Genomic DNA, 19310 nt, shown 5'->3' with positions numbered 1-19310 from the left:
TTCTCTTGGATGCGGCGCGCTACACTAGCGGGTCTTCTCCACCATAGTGGCGATCGGGGTAGTCCGCATGAAGTGCCTGGTCTGCCGTGCTGAAGCGTGGACGCGCAAAGTTGTGTTGGTGCCAGTACGGATAAACCAACGGCAAACGGCTGACATCGTTCAAACGGTTCAGCTCATCATCCGACAAGACCAAATCAACAGCCCGAAAATTGCGCTCGAACTGTTCGGCATTGCGCCCACCAACAACCAATGACGAGACGGCGGGACGGGTCAACAACCACGCCAATGCGACCTGTGCAGCTTCGACGCCATGGGCCTCTCCGATCTCAACCAAAACGTCGACGATATCCCAAAGGCGCTCGATGTCGCGGATCGGGGGTTCGTTCCATCCCGCCGCCTGCCGCGACCCTTCTGCCGGTCCAGATCCACGCCGATGCTTGCCAGACAGCAGACCTGCAGCCAACGGCGACCAGACCTGCACCCCCAAGCCCTGATCCACGGAAAGCGGCAGCAACTCATACTCGGCCTCACGCGCTTCAAGCGTGTAGTGGATTTGTTGCGCCACAAAACGGCTGGCAAAGCTGGGGGCCGCCGCAAGCGACTTCATCACCTGCCAGCCCGAGTAGTTGGAACAGCCAGCATAGCGCACTTTGCCTTGCTGGATCAGGGTGTCGAGCGCGGCCATTTTCTCATCGACCGGCGTCAGCCCGTCCCATTCGTGCATGTAGTAAAGATCAATATGATCGGTGCGCAGTCGCTTGAGCGAGCGCTCGCATTCACGGATCAGGTGCCATCTTGAAACGCCCTCATCGTTGGGTCCCTGTCCGATCGGCATGCGGGCCTTGGACGTCACCAGAAGATCGTCGTATCGCTCCTCCAGCACTTCTCCCAGGATCTCTTCGGACAGCCCGGTTGAGTACATGTTGGCCGTATCAAACATATTCACACCGTGATCGATACAGGTATCCACCAAGCGGCGCGCCTTTTGGACGTCTTGAGTGGCAGTGCGCCCGAAATCACCGCGGCCGCCGAACGTGAATGTACCCATGGTGATGACAGAGACCTTAAGCCCAGTGGATCCCAGTGTCCGATACTCCATAGTCATCTCCTAGCTTGCCGATGCATCTGACGGGCTCGGCCCATAGTCTTTGAACGCCGAAATCACCTCGGACATCTCTTCATCGCTTAAGATGTGGGGGGCACCGCCAATGCTGCTGAACAGATAGGTTCTGGCAAGCGTTTCGAGCTCTTCCAACCGCCAGCAGGCTTTGTCGACTGTTTCGCCCAAAACCGTAGCGCCGTGATTGGCCATCAAGCACCCATGCCGATCTGCCATGATCTCGGCCATATTCGCGCACAGCTCAGGACTTCCGAAAAGCGCATAGTCTGCCAAGGGCACATCGTTTCCGCCAAATGCGGCGACCATGTAGTGACAAGCAGGGATTTTGCGCCGTTGCACGGCAAGCACGCTGCAATAGGGAGGATGTGCATGAAGAACCACAGGCATATCAGGCCGCGCCTGGTGCATCCCTTGATGGAACGGCCACTCCGTAGATGGTTTAGGACCATCGCGATCCGGCAAACCGTCTAATGGAATGGTGACAAGCGCATCTGGCGTCAACGCGTCGTATGCTACGCCGGATGGCGTGATCAGAATGCCGCCGTCAATCCGGACAGAGATATTGCCGGACGTCCCTTGGTTCAGATGCCGTGCATTCATCCACAAGCAGGCATCAATCATGGATTGCCGCGTCGCTTGCGTATCGGGAAATGGTGCAGCGAATGTCATGTGCTCATCTCCAATAGCTGTTCCGCGACACGGGTGCTTGTCGCCAGATGTGTGACATAGCCGCCAACCAGCGCGGCCCGTGCAGAACGTGCACGTCCCGGCCCCGCGGCGATGAGAAGCGACATCTCCTTGCCCTTCATCTGATCGAGGGACACGCCAATCATGCGCTCTTCAACTTCAGTTACGACCGGATCTCCCGCGGCGTCGATTAACCGGGCGCATATGACCCCTTGAGCACCATTCTCACGGTGAAGAGCCATCTCTTCCGCGCTTAAAATCCCGGTTCGTACGACGTGCGCCTCAGCATCGCATGTACCGCAGGCGAGAACGGTTTTGTTGCAGGTGGCCAAAGCATCAAGCTGCCGCTGCACGACAGGTTCATTGCAAAGCGCATCGCGCAAAGTCTTGTCCGACAGGATCAAGGGCACATGGAGGTTGATGCATTGCCCCCCGAGCTTCTGCGCAAGCATCGCCGTGCAAGCCTCCGCCGCAAATCCGAGCGCAGCAGGGCGCGAGCCCAGAAGCTGGATCACCGTCAGATCAGATACCGGAAGCTGCGGCACCTGCTGCGCCATCTGATAGACCGTTGCCCCCCAAGACACACCGAGCCTATCACCGGGCTCAAGCAATCTTGGCAACCAATCCGCCGCGGCACGTGTAACTCGACTTGCACCTGTCGGATCAATGGGATCGTCTGGCACGACCAGAGCCTCCGCCAGCCCAAATGCCTCTCGAAGCGTTTCTGCCAGGCGGTGGCCCCGAAAAACATCACTGTCAAGATGCACACGCACCCAACCTCTGCTACGCGCTTCATTCAGATAATTCACCACTGACGCACGACTGATCCGCATTCTTTCAGCGATGTCGTTTTGGTTCAGCCCCTCGTGATAATAGAGCCAAGCCGCCTCAACAAATGGAGCATCGTCGCGTAGCGCGAGCCGCGTGGCTTCTTGTGTAGCGCGCGGTTTTCCGAGAGGCGCAGAATTGGGCATCGCCTATTCTGCCGCTTGCGCAAATTCGGGGAACAAACCTGTCAGCCCCTGTTCTGAAGCTTCGCAAACACCGCGCTCCGTAATCAGGCCAGTGACCAAGCGATTGGGTGTGACGTCGAAGGCAGGATTTCCGCCGGGTGTTCCATCCGGTGTCACTTGCACTGCATCGATTGCGCCAGCTTCCGTCCGTCCTTGGATATGCGTGACTTCCTCAGTTTTGCGTTCTTCGATTGGGATTTCTGCAACACCGTCGCGAACGGTCCAGTCGATGGTCGGTGATGGGAGCGCGACATAGAACGGGACGCCATTGTCCTGCGCCGCCAGAGCTTTCAGATACGTGCCGATCTTGTTGCAAACATCGCCGCAGCGTGTCGTGCGGTCGGTGCCAGTGATGACCATATCGACCATACCATGTTGCATCAGATGCCCACCGGCATTGTCGGTAATATAGGTGTGCGGCACCCCATGTTTGCCCAGTTCCCATGATGTCAGCGCGCCCTGGTTGCGCGGGCGTGTTTCATCGACCCAAATGTGCAAGGGTATACCCGCATCATGCGCCTGATACATGGGGCTCGTCGCTGTGCCCCAATCCACGGTTGCCAACCAGCCCGCATTGCAATGGGTCAATAGACGGACAGGTTCGCCCTCGGGCTTTCCCGCGGCAATCTCGCGGATCAGCGCCAGACCATTCTCGCCAATCCGGCGGTTGATCTCGACATCCTCATCAGCAATTTCGTGCGCCAGGGCCAGGGCCGCCGCAGCCCGTTCGCGCTCTGGCATGGGCAGCAGTGTGGCGCGGGCACGATCCAAGGCCCAACGCAGGTTGATCGCTGTCGGGCGCGTTTTCTCGAGATATGTCCAAGCTGCGTCCATATTTGCGTCAGATGGGTCTTCCGCCATGGCCAAAGCCATTCCATACGCTGCCGTTGCGCCAATCAACGGAGCACCGCGTACGCGCATTTCATAGATTGCATCCGAAAATTCCTGCATGGTCTCGACTGGAACAACCCTGAAGTCGTGCGGCAACCAACATTGGTCGATGATCTCAAGGACACCTTTCTCATCGTTCCACCAAAGCGATCGATAGTGCCTGCCGTCGATCTTCATAGGATATCCTTTCCATTGAACTCACGTGCCATGGCGCAAACAGCACCTGCATCCTCAAGCGTGCCTGCCCTGCGAAGCAGTTCAGCACCCATCATAAGATTGCGCGCTTCCAGACGTGCGCGGACAGTCGTATCTGCGATGTCTTCAAAATCGGCGTTGTGCGCCAGCGACAAGCAGCGGCGATGCATTTCGATCCCGCATACCATCCACGCATCCCGCCACAGCCCAGCCAGAACGGCGTCGCAGGCAGGTGTGCTGTCTTGGCCTTGATCTTCAAAAAGCACTGTCGGGTACAAAATCCCGGTTCGCTCCGACCTCCACAAGGATCGAAACTCTTTGTCAAAAACCGAGCACAGCTCGGAGATCACCTCCAACACCCAGCACTGATACTCGTCCAAATCCTCTCCCCGATGTGCCGGTTGACTAAAATATGCCATCAGAAAATTCGCGCAGAGCATTCCGACATCAAAACCCATTGGACCATACTGGACAAACTCGGGGTCGATCACGCGGCTCTCGCGATCTGTCGACATGATGGAGCCCGAATGCAGATCACCATGCAACATCGTCTCGGTGTTGGACACGAAACGCTGCAACGCTTGCTGCACCTTTACCTTCAGCTCAATGTCTGCGCGCAGTTGCGCCACCAACGGCTCCAATCCATCGGTATGACTATTCATATCGGCATCGCGATAAGGGTCAGTGAACACCAGTGCTTCCGTGATTGCCGGTATCTCGACATTTCCGGCGAAAAGCGCCACGTCGCGTTTCTTGTCCCGGCTCGCCATCGACAATTCCGATCCGCGAAACGACGTTCGCGCGCAGTAGCGCCCCAAGAACTCCGCCAAGCCCGCAACGCGCTCTCCGGCGATCAGTTTGCGGCGCAGAATGACATGCGGCGAAAGGTATTCCATCACGATCAACGCCTGAGTTTCGTCGAAATGATAGACTTCCGGCACGGCACCAGGATCGCGGGCCGCTTGACGTGTCAAGGCGTGGTACTCGAAGAAAGCGCGATACAGCGGCAATGGCCAACTGTCCCCAACAAGGCGCACATAGGGCAATGCCTGTTTCACGATGACCGTACCACGGTCCCCGCCCACGATGAACACAAGGTTGAGATTGCCGTCACCAACCTCTTCCACCGTCCACGCGGATGGGTCCGGCCCCACCCTGTCGGCCAAAACGGAAATGGTGACCAAGCGGTCCGGTAAGGTTTCGACTGTCAACGCCTCATATGCAGGTCGTGCGTCCATAAGCGGCTCTCCCTTTCCTACTTTGACACGCAGAGCGTCGTAAATCGCCTGATGATTATACTTATGTCAATTCATTTGACAAATGTATTTGCAGGAGCCTACCGTAGCGTTCACGAATTGGGAGGAAGCGGGTGTCGGTGGACGCACTCACTGTGAATGGCTTGCAAAAGTCGTTCGGCAATAACCATGTGCTGCGCGGAGTTGATCTATCGCTTGCTCCGGGGACGGTTACCGTTTTGATGGGCGCCAACGGCGCGGGAAAGTCTACGCTCGTCAAGGTGATCTGCGGGCAACATGCCGTCGATGGCGGGACACTGTCTTTGATGGATCAACCCTTTGCTCCGACCGATGCGGCAGATGCAATCCGTCAGGGTGTGGTGACTGTCCATCAGTCGATTGATGACGGCGTAATCCCCGATCTGGATGTCGCAAACAACCTGATGCTCGACCGCTTGGTCGACCCGCGCCACGGCCTTTTTGTTCGCGAACGAGCCCTCAGGGCAGAGGCTGCCAAGGTCGCCGCCGCGATGGGCATAGAAGTTGATTTGCGCAAACGCGTTTCCGATTTGAACGTCGCCGACCGTCAGATGATCGCCATTGCCCGCGCCATGGCGCGCGCGCCAAAGGTTCTGATTCTGGATGAACCAACATCCTCCTTGTCTGCGACAGAAGCTGATCGTCTGTTTGCCCTGATCGATCGATTGCGAGCGCAAGGCGTTGCGATCCTCTACATCTCGCACCGAATGTCGGATATCCGCCGCATTGCGGACCGTATCATCGTCATGCGGGACGGCGCGATCTCCGGCGCCTTCAACTCCAAACCATTGGATTACGAGGCTGCCGTCACAGCCATGCTCGGCCACCAAATGACAGATGTTGACGTTGCAGTACAGCGTGGCATCTCGCCTGTTCTTCAACTCGCTGACTTGCGGTTGCACACATTGGCGGCGCCCATAAACATGACGGTGTGTGGCGGTGAAGTTGTGGCAATTGTCGGATTGCTGGGCAGCGGCAAAAGCAAACTTGCGGAAGTGCTCTTTGGGCTAAGCCAACCGACGGATGGGTCCATAACGATCAACGGCCAACGCTATGAGCCCAAGTCAGTTGAGGATGCCATCAAAAACGGCGTCTTCATGTCGCCCAAGGACCGCGGCGCAAATGCCGTCATCCCGGCGTTTGATATTGCAGACAATATGACCCTACCATTTCTCAAGACCCTGAGTGTCGGTTCCTTTGTAACTGCTCAAAAGCAACGAAGCCGCACACGTGAAATGATCTCGCGGCTCGGGATCGTTTGCCAGTCGCCCAGCGATGGGATTGGCACGCTGTCGGGAGGCAACCAGCAGAAAGTGATGATCGGCCGCTGGCTCATGGAACCGGCAAAGGTATTGCTTCTCGATGAACCTTTCCAAGGCGTCGACATCGGCGCGCGCCGGGATATCGGTCGTCACATTCGGTCCACTGCAGCAGGGCGTGCGACGGTGGCATTCATGGCCGAAATAGACGAAGCACTGGAGATCGCAGACCGCATCATCGTCCTGCACGAAAGCGCGGTCGCGGGTGAGCATGCCAATCAAGACATCGATCTTGCCGCGTTGGTTGCTGACATCTCAGGCTCTGTCGCTGCACCCACGGGCGCCCAGACATGAGTGACCGTCTTCTCGACTTCGCGATCCGCTACGGCTTCCTGATCCTGTTGGTAGGGCTCATCGTCTACTTTAGTGCCGCAGCGCCCGGTTTCTTCGGCCCGCTTTCAGCGGCGTTCGTTCTGCAATCTGTCGCCATTACCGGCATTCTTGCACTTGGGGTAACCTGCACATTGGTTGTGGGCGGGTTCGATCTGTCTATCGGAGCTGTTGCGACATCGGCCCTGATGCTGTCAGCCTATTCGATGGTCATCCTCGAACATCCCGCACTTGTGGCGGTGATACTGTGCTTGTGCATGGGGGCGCTGGTTGGACTGATCAACGGCCTCCTCATCGTCAAATTTCGCGTACCGGATCTACTGGCAACGCTTGGTATGATGTTCCTACTTATTGGCTTGCAGCGCATTCCAACCCAAGGCAATTCCATTGCAACGGGTATGACCCTGACGGATGGCAGTGTGGCCGAAGGCACATTCTCTGCATCGTTCTTATGGTTGGGTCGCCACCGGATCGATCTTTTCATCGAACGGCTGCTGCCGATGCCGGTGGTGATCTTCATCAGCATCGCATTGGTGATCTGGCTTTTTCTTGGATTCACACGACATGGACGGTTGATGTACGCGATTGGATCGAACGAACGCGCCGCAGGCCTCGTCGGGACACCGGTCAATCGGTATAAAATCACAGCCTACATGATTTCGGGCGTCACCGCATCGATCGGTGGCATATTGCTTGCCGCACGACTGGGACGAGGTGACATCGCGAGTGGCAACAACCTTCTTCTCGACAGTGTGGCTGCGGCACTGATCGGCTTTGCAGTCTTGGGTGCTGCACGACCAAACGCATTTGGAACAGCCATCGGCGCCCTGTTCGTGGGCATCCTCTTGCAAGGCATGACGATGATGAACGCCCCCTACTACACGCAGGATTTCGTCAAAGGTGCCGTCCTGGTCGCAGCCCTTGTCTTCACCTTCTACTTGTCTTCGCGCCGATCAGGCGCGGGGCACTGACAATCAGCAATAGGGAGGACATCAACATGCTGAGACGTCACTTCATGGCAATGGCCAGCGCGACAACCCTGGCACTTGGCGCGGGTACAGCAGCGGCGCAAGAGGCCCCCGCCCCCTTTGACAATCCCGGAGATGTGACCATCGCGCTTGTGCGCTATCTGTCGACCGGCGACTTTTTTCAGGCCTACCTTTCGGGCGTTGAAACCCAGGCTGCGGCGCTTGGTGTAAACCTGCGCGTGTTCGACAGCCGTCAGGACGCCGCACTACAGGCCGACATGGTAGACCAAGCCATCGCGCTAGGCGTGGACGGCATCGTTATTCAACACGGCTTGACGGAATCGATGCGCGAGGCCGCTGCAAGAGCAGCAGAAGCGGGGATCAAGGTCGTCGCCTTCGACGTAAACGTCGAAAACGCCGCGATCCCGCAGATCGAACAGTCGGACTATCTTCTGGGCAAGCTCGCTCTGGAACAGGCAATCGAAGACAATGGAGACAGCTTTGCGGCCGGATATGTCTATGTGCCGGGCATAGCGCCGCTCGACCGCCGGCATGTCGCCTGGGAAGAAGTCAAGGAGGCAAATGCAGGCATCACCGAAGCCGCCCGCATCGGAACTCTGGACAACCCAATTGCCAACGCCAACGCCAACCAGGCGCGCGCAGCGCTTCAGGCGAACCCGAATATCTCGGTCTTTTTCGCGCCGTACAATGAGTTTGCCAAGGGCGTTAAGATTGCCACCGACGAACTTGGCCTGAGCGGCGACATGAGCATCTATTCTGCTGATATCTCGACAGCGGACATAGCATTGATGCGGGAAGCGAACAGCGCCTGGAAGGCCACTGTCGCGACCAATCCAGCCGTCGTGGGCGAAGTTTCCGTCCGTGCGCTTGCTCTCATGCTCGCAGGCGAAGATCCCGGTGCATCGGTGATCGTACCTCCCACGCTGATCACCCAGGATTTCCTGAACAATGAGGACATCCGCAATATGGAAGACCTCGGTTCGAAGATGCCGCAATTCCAACATGCCGATGTGGCGATGGCCGACTGGATGCCCTTGCCGGCCAGGTAATTGAAACGCATTGTGGCCCCGCACCACGTGGGGCCACATACTCACATTGCACCCACAAACAGCCCGTTTGTACGTCAGGCCTGCCGGTTTGCCCGCAAAATTGTCAGAGGCCTAGCGCTCACCACGACGGTACGGCGTCATTAGGGCCTCAGGCACTTTTGCGCGGCGCGCGACAAGGACAAGCGCACCGATGGACAGGAAGTACGGCGCCATCAGGAAAAGCTGATAGGGCACATCCTCGACGACTGTTTGCAGACGCAGCTGATAGGCATCAAAGAATGCAAAAAGCAGTGCGCCAATCAACGCTTTGCCCGGTCGCCACGAGGCAAAGACGACCAGTGCAATGCAGATCCAGCCGCGGCCCTGAACCATTTCTGGAAAGAAACTATTGAACGCGGCGGTTGTCAGGAACGCACCTCCCAGAGCCATCAGCGCCGATCCCGCCACGACGGCACCTATACGGATGCGCATAGGATCAAGACCTTGCGCCTCAACCGCATGTGGGTTTTCACCTGTCATACGGATAGCTAGGCCGAGCGGCGTGCGCGCAAGCAGGTAAGCCATCACCACGACCGCACCGAGTGCCAGATATGTTGGCATCGCTTGCGAAAACAGGATCGGACCAAGGAACGGAAGCTCAGACAAGATCGGGATATTGACCGGTCGGAACGGCTCAATCGTCGGGGGCAGATCGCCAACAACAACGATCAGCCGGTACAGATAGTAAGACAGAGCCGATGCGAACAACGTGATGCCAAGCCCGGACACATGCTGCGACAGACCGAGTGGCACGGTAAGCATTGCATGCAGAAGTCCCATCAACCCGCCGCTCAACGCCGCGACCAGCAAGCCTATCCACAAGTCGCCCCCCATGTAAACCGTCAGCCAGCCGGTCATGGCCCCCATTGTCATGATCCCCTCGATCCCGAGGTTCAGCACGCCTGATCGCTCACATAAAAGCGCACCCAGAACACCAAAGATCAGCGGCGTCGCGATGCGCAGCACGGCAGCCCAAAGACTGGTATTCAGCAGCAGATCAAACGCTTCCATCACCGGCGTACCCGATATGTCGTGAACATCAAGGCAACCAGCATCGTGAGCAGACAAAGCGCCACAACAACATCCGCAATGAAACTGGGGACACCCGTCACCCTGCTCATTGCATCAGCGCCGACAAAGACGGTCGCCACAAAGATCGCCGCAGCAACCACCCCCGCCGGGTGCAGCGCTGCCAGCATGGCAACCACGATACCTGCATAGCCAAAGCCAGGTGACATCGTGGTGGTGACGCCAGCCGTGACGCCCAACACTTCAACAGACCCCGCCAACCCGGCCAAAGCGCCGGACAACAAGGCTACGCCCATCAAGGTCCGCGGCAGCGAGATACCTGCAAACGCTGCAGCCGACGCGTTCAACCCGGCAGCCCGTGTTTCTGTACCAAAGACCGTGCGCGCCAGGATCAGCCAGATTGCCCCGGCAGCCGCGAGCGCAAAGAGGAAGCCGATATGAAGCCGCGTACGTGGCACGAGGTCCGGCAATCTGAAATCACCATCAACCGGCACCGAAGACGGCCACCCAAACGCAAGTGGATCGCGTAGCGGCCCTTCGATCATCATGCCGACAAAAAGGATGACAATGAAATTCAGCAAAAGGGTGGTGACCACTTCGTCCACGCTGAAGCGCAGCCGTAAATACGCAGGTACGGCCAGAAGGAGCGCTCCGGCCGCCATGCCCGCCACCATCAGGATGGGGATACCGATGGGCCCGGGCACAGGAAGGGAATGGCCGATCCAAGCAGTCACGAGCGCCCCTACAAAAAACTGACCTTCGCCACCGATGTTCCACAATCGTGCACGGAAAGCGACGGCGGCCGCCAAGCCGGTCAGGATCAACGGTGTTGCACGCGTCAGCATCTCGGTGACCGACAATCGCGAACCCAACGCACCGCGCAACATCTCGGCATAGGCGCCAAACGGGTTGACCCCTGCAACGGCGATCAGGCCCCCGGCCAGGAACAACGCAACCGCTACTGCGACAAGCGGAGCGACAATGACAAGGTGCAGCGGCACCTGGGCGCGCCGCTCAAGCCGCATGGCCGTCTTCCTTCCACACACCGGCCATCATCAGTCCAAGCCTGCGCGCATCGGCATCGTCGGACGATACAGGTTGCGACAACCGCCCCTTCACGATGGCTTGGATACGGTCTGACAAGGCAACGGCCTCTTCCAGTTCTTCCGAGATCAACAGGATCGCCGCCCCTGCAGCCCGCGCGGCTAGTAGCTCGGCGTGGACCGCTGCAATAGCACCTTCGTCAAGGCCCCTGGTCGGTTGATTGGCCAATACAAAGCGGGGACCAATAGATAAACAGCGCCCCAGGATCAACTTCTGCATATTGCCCCCGGACAGAAGCCGCGTCCGTGTGTCAGGGGTCGCACCGCGAATGTCAAAACGCTCTATCAGGCCAGCCGCGTAGGACTTGCAAGCACCCCGGCGCACAAAACCGCGACGCGAGAACTCTGGACTTCGCAGCCGTTCAAGAACCGCATTTTCCCAGACAGCCAACTCACCCACAGCGCCATCGGCATGACGATCTTCGGGCACGCGACCAACACCGGCCCGGATCATCCCCCGCGGCCCCAGCGTGCGCACGTCTTGACCGGACAGGGTGAGCGTGCCACCCGCTGGTCGGATCAACCCGGACAGCAACGAACCCAGAGCCGCCTGCCCGTTGCCGGACACCCCGACAATGCCCAGGATCTCCCGCTCATGGACGGCGAACGACGCATCGTCCAAACGTGCCTCGCCCTGTTCTTCAACGCGCACGTTCTCTCCTACCAGAACTGGCTTCCCGATCTGATGCCCTTGCCGCACGGGTCGCTCTACCTTGCGTCCGACCATAAGTTCGGCGAGTTCATCCGGGCTGGTCTGGGAAGTCTGGCGTTCGGCGACCATTTGCCCGGCCCGTAAAACGGCGACCCGGTCGGAGGCGGCCATGACCTCGTGCAATTTGTGACTGATGAAGATCAACGAAAGACCTTGCTTGGTCATCTCGCGCAGGGTCTCGAACAGACGTTGCGCCTCGGGTCGCGCCAGAACGGCAGTTGGTTCGTCAAGGATAAGAACACGCGCATCTCGGTAGAGCGCTTTTAGGATCTCGACGCGCTGGCGTTCACCAACGGACAGTTGGTTCACAAACGCATCTGGCTCAACTGGCAGGCCAAACCGATCGGCGATCTGCACAAGCTTTCTCCGAGCAGCAGAGCGTGCCGAGCGAAACGACGACAACGGCTCCGATCCCAGCATGACATTTTCCAAAACGGTCAAATTGCCCGCGAGGGTAAAGTGCTGATGGACCATACCAACGCCCGCATCAATCGCCGCGCGCGGTTGGCCGGGTGGCAGCTCTTTTCCGAACACATGCACGGTGCCTTGATCGGCTGCATAATGACCAAACAGGATATTCATCAGCGTGGTTTTACCAGCGCCGTTTTCACCCAGCAGGGCGAGGATCTCACCTTGGCTCAGTGACAGGGAAACATCGTCGTTGGCCGTCAAAGCACCAAAACGCTTGGTTATGCCACGAAGCTCAAGCGCCGGGGTCACGTCGGCAAACCCGCGATGTCGGATGGATATGTCAGCGCCGGGGCGTGCTGTTCGATCAGACTGGCCAGGCGACACAACAGCCCATCCGCACCACGCGGGCCCCAAAGCTGTACGCCGACGGGCACCTTGCCCTGCATCCCGAACGGCAGCGCCAGGGCCGGCAAACCCGTGACATTTGCCAAGGCCGCGTTCGGGGCAAACGCCTCCATCTTCGCGAAATGCTTATCGGTATCCGTGTGATCGAGGGGGAAGGCGCCCACGGGTGGTGGCGGCGAAGACAGGACCGGGCACAAAACCGCGTCGAAATTGGCAAACATCCTGACCGCGGCATCCGATATCCGTGCCATCCGCTTTGTCACGGCAAAAAGGTCGATTGCCGACATCTTACAACCTTCTGCGGAAACAGCGGCGATGAGCGGGGGGACATTATCACACGATATCTCAAGAGCGGTGAGCCACTCGGCAAGGCCAACGGACAAGATGGTTCTCGCGATGGCGTGAGCCTCCAGGCCAAGGTCGTCCGGAGCAGGGATTTCCTCTACTTCAAAGCCCGCCTCGACGAGGGCGGACGCGGCTAAACGCGCAGCTGCAATCTGCATGGGATCGCAACGCGCGGGGAGTGCAAGCGCGATGCGATCGCTGACTTGATGGGCGGCGGAAGGTGCCGATACGCGAACGGCGTCGAATACTCCCACCACATCGCGAACGGAGCGCGCCAGCACCAGTTCTGACACGATCCCCATCAGGTGATTGCTGAACTCGGGGCCAGCAGCAACGGCACCCCGCGACGGCTTCAGCCCGACCAGTCCACAACAAGCGGCTGGCACGCGGATCGAACCCGCGGCGTCCGTCGCGTGCGCAATAGCGACAATGCCAGAGGCAACGGCAGCCGCGGCACCGCCCGACGAGCCGCCTGCCGTCAGCGAGGGGTCCCAGGGATTGCGCGCGGGCGTCGACCCTTCGGGTGAGCTGTCGAGGGCCAGGCCAAAGGGCGGCACCGCGGTCAGGCCAAATGGGACAAGCCCGGAATGGCGAAAGGCCGAAAACAGATTGCTGTCTGCCACCGGCGGCACAGCGCGCGCTCGCAACGCCGATGCTCCCGCCGATATGGGCAAGCCCTTGGCCTCCGAACCAAGGTCCTTGCCTAGAAACGGCACGCCCCCAAACGGGCCACGGCGTGCCGCAGGTTGGGCATCAGTGGCGCGTGCCCCTGCCCGTCCTGCGGCCGCGTCCAGCATCACCACAGCGCCCAAACCCACCTGAGTCTCGCAGGCGGCAATGCTCGCCTCCATCACAGCGCGAACGCTGGTGCGCCCGTCGTAAATGGCGGCCGCAAGTGCTGTGGCATCAGGCATGGATCACTGCCCGTCAGGCGGGTTCGTCATTGTTGATTGGCACGTCCCACTCGCCCGCCGTGATCGCCGCTTGCTTGGCCTCCATCGCCGGGATGGCTTCCGCGGGCACCTCATCGGCAACGTAAATCAACTCGTTGCCACCATAGGACATGAATGAATACTCGGTGTAATCACGTCCGACGGGGTTGCCGGCCTGAATATCGGCAACGATAGCATCGATGGTTGGTCCGTAGTTCCAGATCGCGTTTGCGAACACGGTGCCCGGATAGCGCGGCGTGTAGTCGATCAGCGAACCAATCGCCTTGATCCCCCGCTCTTGCGCTGCATCTGCCGTGCCGATGCGCTCACCAAACAGGATGTCGGCGCCTGCATCTATTTGTGCCATCGCGGCCTCCTTCGCGCGGGCGGGGTCAAACCAGGCACCGATAAAGCCGTTGAGGAAGGTCGCGTCGGGGTTCACCTCGGTCACGCCCATGCGGAAGGCGTTGATCAGCAGGTTGACCTCGGGGATCGGATAGCCGCCTACAGAGCCGAAGACATTGCTTTCGGACATCTTGCCCGCAAGCATGCCTGCCAGATAGGCCGCCTCGTGATTGCGGGTGCCGAAGACGCCAAAATTGTCCCCTTCCGGTCCGCCGGAAGAGCCCATCAGGAAGGCCGTGTCGGGGTAGTCGCCAGCCACTTCGCGGGCTTCACGCTCAACCGCGTAGGCTTCGCCCCAGACCAGCTGCGCGCCGCCCTCCGCATATTCGCGCATCGCACGCGGATAGTCTGTGGGGGCCACTCCTTCGGAAAACTCATATTCGATCTGACCTGCGGCGGCGGCTTCCTGCAATGCCAGGTGAATGCGGCTGTTCCATGCGTTTTCCACCGGCGACATATGGACACCTGCAACGCGCGTGACGCCTTGGGCATTCGCGCGCCGGATGTAGGCGGGCAGCGCAAGTGTTGCGGCGGCACCGATTAGAAGTTGGCGACGGTTGGTTTTGAGTTTCATTGAAATATCCTCTCTCGTGCTGGCAGTTTTCTAAATGTCTTTTTCTTCCACCGCCGGGGCGTAGTCGGCGGGATCAAGCGTTGTTGGTCGACCGGGAAGGTCGAGAGTGGATAGGCGTGGTACCGTGCGCGCCAGAACCTTTCCATGTTTGATCACGGTAAGCCGCGTCGCCTTGAGGCGCACCGCTTCAATCCGGTCTCGTGCCTGCAGGACAACCATGTTGGCGGGTCCACCCTCTCGAAGCGTCGGATCCGGCAAACCCATGGCGCGCGCGCCGTTTTCCGTAACCGAGGTAAAGGCCCAGTCCATCGCCTCACGCGATGTCATGGGCACAGCGTGAACGCCCATATGGGCAACCTCGAGCATGTCAGCAGAGCCCAACGAGTACCACGGATCCATCGTGCAATCCTGCCCGAAGGCTACGTTGACGCCGGCCGCGCGCAATTCGGGTACACGGGTCAGACCCCGCCGGCGGGGATAAGTGTCGGATCGCCCTTGCAGCGTAATGTTGATCAGCGGGTTCGGGATCACATTCATGCCGCTTTCAGCAATCAGCGGGATCAGTTTACTGGCGTAGTAGTTGTCATAGGAATGCATCGCGGTGACATGACTGGCCGATACGCGCGACCCCAGACCAAGCCGCGTCGTCTCGGCAGCCAAGGTCTCGACATGGCGCGACATCGGGTCATCGCTTTCGTCACAGTGCAGATCAAGCATGAGATCACGTTCCGCCGCGATCTCGCAAAGCCGGGTGACAGACCTTGCCCCATCCGCCATCGTACGCTCGAAATGCGGAATGCCGCCAACCACGTCCACGCCCATATCCAATGCAAGCAGCAGGTTCTTTTCGGCGGTAGCAGAGCGGTAGAGCCCGTCCTGCGGAAACGCGACAAGCTGCAAATCAATGTAAGGCGCGACGCGTTTGCGCACTTCGATCAGCGCCTCTACGGCCGTCAATCTGTCATCGCAAACATCGACATGGGTGCGGATCGACAACAGCCCTTGTGCAACGGCCAGATCACAATAGCGCAATGCACGTTCCATGACCGCTTCGACCGTCAGCATGGGCTTCAACTCGCCCCACAACGCAATGCCTTCGAGCAACGTGCCGGACACATTGAGCCGAGGCAAACCGAGGCTCAGCGTTGCATCCATATGGAAATGAGGGTCAGCAAACGGTGGCGCCACAAGTCGACCAGCAGCATCGATGACTTCATGCGCTTCCGCATCCAACTTGGGTGCAATCTCAACGATCTTGCTGCCCTTGATGCCGATATCATGCAGCCCGCGCTCATCAGGCAAACGCGCTTGTTTGATGACTAGATCCAGAATCCCCCGACTCCCTATTTTTGATCATATGGTAAATACAGCGGCGCCAAAGTCCTAAAGATTTCACGGAAACCGCCAGACAAATGCAACAACGTCCATTTTTCAATCAAGTTCACGCCATGAACACGCGCGACTGCCACTTACTTCGGCGTCAAAACTCTGATCATGCTGCCCAACTGAAGACCTTTCCATTTGGGGTAGTAGGATGCAGGCAAAACGCATCATCCCCTGCGCTGCGGAAAGAATAGCGAAAACAGTCCAAGCACCGCCGAAATCACGATCAGCAGAAGAGACACCGCGTTCAAAACCGGTGTGGATCCTTGCTTGAGCTTGTCGAACATCGTGATTGTCAGCGGCGAGTCCGACCCAACAAGCATGAGCGTCGTGTTGAAATTTTCAAAGCTCATCAGGACCGACACAATGGCGGATGCCAAGATCGCAGGCATGAGAAAGGGCAGTGTGATCTGCCGGACGGTGCCCAGTTTCGTGGCACCAAGGTTCAGCGCCGCCTCTTCCAAACTGGGGTCGAACTTCTGCAATCGGGCAGAGATCACCAGCGTCGCAAACGTCGTGATGAAAGAGAATTGCCCAAGGATGACCAAGATCAAACCGGGTCGCAAGCCATCGAACCAGAGGCCTGTGGCATCCTCCAACGTGTTCGCGATGGCGCTGGAAAAGACAAGGATCGAGATGCCCAGGATAACACCAGGTATGATCAACGGGAGGAGCATCAGCATGTACAGCAGCGCCTTGCCCCGGAACTCATGCCGCACGAAAAGGAAGGCATTGCAGGTGCCGACGGTCACGGCCAGCCCTGAAACCCAGAGCGCCACAAAGGCCGATGTCCCGATCGAACGCATGATCGACCGTTCGTTGAACACACCGATGAACGGCGCCTCTGTGCCAAAGAACCAGGCCAGCGTGAAACCCTCCCAAGGTGGTGATGGAAAGACGCTGTTGTTGAACGCAAAGACGCATACTACCGTGAGGGGCAGCGCCAGGTAGATGAAGAACACCGTCACGTAAGCGCGGTAGCACCACGTGACGAATGCCGGTTGAGGGATCGTTGGGATCATGCGCGCCCCATGGTGTTTGACAACGACTGTTTCGACAGTTTCAGGCCAAGGAACACGATGGCAGAGGACAGGCCCAAGAGCAGAAAGCCCAAGGCGGAGCCAAGCTCCCAGTTAAAGCGCGTGATGAACTGCGTGTAGATCATCCCGGTGAACCAAAGGCTGTCTTTGCCGCCGAGAAGGATTGGCGTCAGGTAGTTTCCAAGTGACAGCATGAACACGACAATACAGCCGGACACGATCCCCGGCATCGCGTGTGGAATGACAATCTCCCGCATGATCGAAACCGTCGTGCCGCCCAAGTCGTACCCCGCCTCGATCAGGCTGTCGTCAAGACTGTCAAGTGTTGTGACCAGTGGGACAACCATGAACAGGATCGAGGTATAGACGAGCCCCACCATGATGGCTGCGTCGTTGTACAGAAGTTCAATCGGCCCGCTGATCAGGCCAAGGTTTTGCAAGCCGGTCGAAATCACACCCGTCTCGCGCAGCAGGATCATCCAGCCAAAGGTACGCACCAGCTCGGACACCCAGAACGGGATCATGCACATCAAAAACAGCGTAGTCTTTGTCCGCCCCCTGCTCAGCTTCGCGATGTAATAGGCGATCGGAAAACCCAGGATCAACGTCAATGCCGTTGCCAGAATGGACATGATCGCAGTCCGGGCAAAGGTACGCCAGTAAAGCGGTTCGCCAAAGAACGTGGCGTAGTTGCCCAACCCCGTCTGATACTCGCGCGGGCCGACCTTTTCACTGATCGAAACGACAAACAGGCCGACATGCGGCAGAATGATCAGAACAACCAGCCACAACAAAATGGGCGCAAGCAAAAGATAGAAGCCCAGTTTCGACGCATCTGACCGCATCACGGGGTCCTCACCGCCGGATAGCAGCGGGCTTTCTCCGGACGCCAACCCGTGAACACATCATCGCCTTCGCACAGATCGGCAAAGCTGCCCGTTTGCGGCAGCGCCACGCTGATCAGATTGCCCGCCGCGTCGCGGACCATCACAGAACTGTTGGCACCGTTGAACAGCACCGTGTCCACGCGGCATTGCGAAACATTCAGCTCCGCGCCCAAGCCCTCCATTGTCTTCGACATCTCAATGGCTTCGGGGCGCAGGAACACCTGCACCATATCGCCGACAGCAAGATCACCGCCTGCGGCTTCAACCTTCATCTCGGTGCCTGCCGTCGACACTAAGGTCAGTATCGACCCGTTCGCAGCAGAGACTTTAGCCTCAATATTGTTCGCCTCACCGACGAAACCCGCCACGAACGCCGTCGCTGGTGCGTGGTACACGTCTTGCGGCGTACCGATCTGTTCGAACCGTCCCTGATTCATCACGGCGATGTTGTCGCTCATGACCAAGGCCTCGGACTGGTCGTGGGTGATATAGACAAATGTGGTGTCGAACGCCGCCTGAAGGGATTTGAGCTCGACCTTCATATGCTCGCGCAATTTCAGGTCGAGCGCGCCCAACGGCTCATCCAAAAGCAATACGTCGGGTTCAAGGATCATACAGCGCGCGATGGCCACGCGCTGTTTCTGGCCGCCAGACAGCTGATCAATGCGGCGAGCTGAAACACCGGGCAAGCCCACGCGCTCCAAAACCTCATCCACCCGGTGGGCAATATCCGCACGTGCGACGCCACGCTGGCGCAACCCAAAGCCCACATTGTCCCCAATGCTCATGGTCGGAAACAAGGCAAGGTGCTGGAACACCATAGAAACCGGGCGCTTGTTCGGCGGCACGCCGATCATGGACTGACCCTTGATCAGCAAATCGCCCTGCGTCGGTGACTGGAAGCCCGCGATCATCCTCAGAAGCGTGGTCTTTCCGCAGCCTGAAGGGCCAAGAATCGAAAAGAACGACCCTTTCGGCACCTCGAAACTGACGCGGTCAACAGCGCGGAAGCCGTCGAAGTCCTTCAAAAGATGGCGACAAACAAGATCGGGATTGGTCTCGGTCAAAATGCACCCTCACGAAGTGGAAAAGGGACACCGTACGGCGCCCCTTGCATAGTCGATCGCGCCTTAATTGGCTGCGTTGATGCGATCCAGCGTTGCACCTTCCAGAGTCTC

Annotated in this window: 17 protein-coding genes; 3 read left to right on the top strand and 14 right to left on the bottom strand. The window is 58.6% G+C overall.

The genetic code is table 11. The features are described 5' to 3' along the window. Positions 1-19 precede the first annotated feature (19 nt). Genes KUV51_RS18025 through mtnK form a run of 5 tightly spaced genes read right to left on the bottom strand, consistent with a single transcriptional unit; the run spans position 20 to position 5144 of the window. Complete coding sequence (locus tag KUV51_RS18025) at positions 20-1099, bottom strand: aldo/keto reductase (protein WP_222522843.1); 1080 nt, start codon at positions 1097-1099, stop codon at positions 20-22. Positions 1100-1108: 9 nt separating this feature from the next. Beyond that, entirely contained in the window at positions 1109-1789 is a 681-nt protein-coding gene (locus KUV51_RS18020; RefSeq protein WP_222522842.1) for a class II aldolase/adducin family protein, read from the bottom strand. Then, positions 1786-2781 (bottom strand): sugar-binding transcriptional regulator, encoded by a 996-nt coding sequence (locus KUV51_RS18015; RefSeq protein WP_222522841.1) that lies wholly within the window; start codon positions 2779-2781, stop codon positions 1786-1788. The genes KUV51_RS18020 and KUV51_RS18015 overlap by 4 nt, the downstream gene beginning before the upstream one ends. A 3-nt stretch (positions 2782-2784) precedes the next feature. Continuing rightward, on the bottom strand, positions 2785-3888 hold the full coding sequence (mtnA, locus tag KUV51_RS18010) for an S-methyl-5-thioribose-1-phosphate isomerase (protein WP_222522840.1): 1104 nt from the start codon (positions 3886-3888) through the stop codon (positions 2785-2787). Beyond that, positions 3885-5144 carry an S-methyl-5-thioribose kinase gene (gene mtnK, locus KUV51_RS18005; RefSeq protein WP_222522839.1) on the bottom strand — a complete coding sequence of 420 codons (1260 nt, stop codon included), beginning with the start codon at positions 5142-5144 and terminating at the stop codon, positions 3885-3887. Before mtnK ends, mtnA begins: the two co-directional genes overlap by 4 nt. Positions 5145-5281: 137 nt before the next feature. Between mtnK and KUV51_RS18000 the strand changes: the two genes are divergently transcribed. From KUV51_RS18000 to KUV51_RS17990, 3 genes are read left to right on the top strand one after another with little or no spacing between them, the layout of a single operon-like run. Then, positions 5282-6793: a sugar ABC transporter ATP-binding protein gene (locus KUV51_RS18000; RefSeq protein WP_315898845.1), complete on the top strand. Its 1512-nt coding sequence runs from the start codon at positions 5282-5284 to the stop codon at positions 6791-6793. Beyond that, positions 6790-7800, top strand: coding sequence for an ABC transporter permease (locus KUV51_RS17995; RefSeq protein WP_222522838.1), 1011 nt, complete (start codon positions 6790-6792; stop codon positions 7798-7800). The genes KUV51_RS18000 and KUV51_RS17995 overlap by 4 nt, the downstream gene beginning before the upstream one ends. Positions 7801-7826: 26 nt before the next feature. Further along, positions 7827-8867, top strand: a complete 1041-nt coding sequence (locus KUV51_RS17990; protein ID WP_222522837.1) for a substrate-binding domain-containing protein — start codon at positions 7827-7829, stop codon at positions 8865-8867. A 111-nt stretch (positions 8868-8978) separates the two neighbouring features. On the opposite strand, the gene KUV51_RS17985 is transcribed toward KUV51_RS17990, so the two are convergent. The 9 genes from KUV51_RS17985 to KUV51_RS17945 form a co-directional block, all read right to left on the bottom strand. After that, positions 8979-9917 carry an ABC transporter permease gene (locus tag KUV51_RS17985; protein WP_261385912.1) on the bottom strand — a complete coding sequence of 313 codons (939 nt, stop codon included), beginning with the start codon at positions 9915-9917 and terminating at the stop codon, positions 8979-8981. After that, positions 9917-10960 carry an ABC transporter permease gene (locus tag KUV51_RS17980; protein ID WP_222522835.1) on the bottom strand — a complete coding sequence of 348 codons (1044 nt, stop codon included), beginning with the start codon at positions 10958-10960 and terminating at the stop codon, positions 9917-9919. Before KUV51_RS17980 ends, KUV51_RS17985 begins: the two co-directional genes overlap by 1 nt. Continuing rightward, complete coding sequence (locus KUV51_RS17975; RefSeq protein ID WP_222522834.1) at positions 10950-12470, bottom strand: ABC transporter ATP-binding protein; 1521 nt, start codon at positions 12468-12470, stop codon at positions 10950-10952. The genes KUV51_RS17980 and KUV51_RS17975 overlap by 11 nt, the downstream gene beginning before the upstream one ends. Next, entirely contained in the window at positions 12467-13825 is a 1359-nt protein-coding gene (locus KUV51_RS17970) for an amidase family protein (protein WP_222522833.1), read from the bottom strand. The genes KUV51_RS17975 and KUV51_RS17970 overlap by 4 nt, the downstream gene beginning before the upstream one ends. Positions 13826-13838: 13 nt before the next feature. Then, the gene (locus KUV51_RS17965; protein WP_222522832.1) at positions 13839-14822 is read right to left on the bottom strand and encodes a BMP family protein; all 984 of its coding nucleotides are present in this window, start codon (positions 14820-14822) and stop codon (positions 13839-13841) included. Positions 14823-14852: 30 nt separating this feature from the next. Then, positions 14853-16154, bottom strand: coding sequence for an amidohydrolase family protein (locus tag KUV51_RS17960; RefSeq protein ID WP_222523067.1), 1302 nt, complete (start codon positions 16152-16154; stop codon positions 14853-14855). 218 nt (positions 16155-16372) lie between these two features. Beyond that, positions 16373-17227: an ABC transporter permease gene (locus KUV51_RS17955; RefSeq protein ID WP_222522831.1), complete on the bottom strand. Its 855-nt coding sequence runs from the start codon at positions 17225-17227 to the stop codon at positions 16373-16375. After that, positions 17224-18090, bottom strand: coding sequence for an ABC transporter permease (locus KUV51_RS17950; protein ID WP_222522830.1), 867 nt, complete (start codon positions 18088-18090; stop codon positions 17224-17226). The genes KUV51_RS17955 and KUV51_RS17950 overlap by 4 nt, the downstream gene beginning before the upstream one ends. After that, positions 18090-19199 (bottom strand): ABC transporter ATP-binding protein, encoded by a 1110-nt coding sequence (locus tag KUV51_RS17945; protein ID WP_222522829.1) that lies wholly within the window; start codon positions 19197-19199, stop codon positions 18090-18092. The genes KUV51_RS17950 and KUV51_RS17945 overlap by 1 nt, the downstream gene beginning before the upstream one ends. Between the last annotated feature and the right edge of the window lie 111 nt (positions 19200-19310).

The sequence above is a fragment of the Tateyamaria omphalii genome (assembly GCF_019802125.1).
GTDB classification, from domain to species: domain Bacteria; phylum Pseudomonadota; class Alphaproteobacteria; order Rhodobacterales; family Rhodobacteraceae; genus Tateyamaria; species Tateyamaria omphalii_B.
Note: the sequence above shows the minus strand (reverse complement) of the source record. Positions and strands in the feature narration are given on the sequence as shown.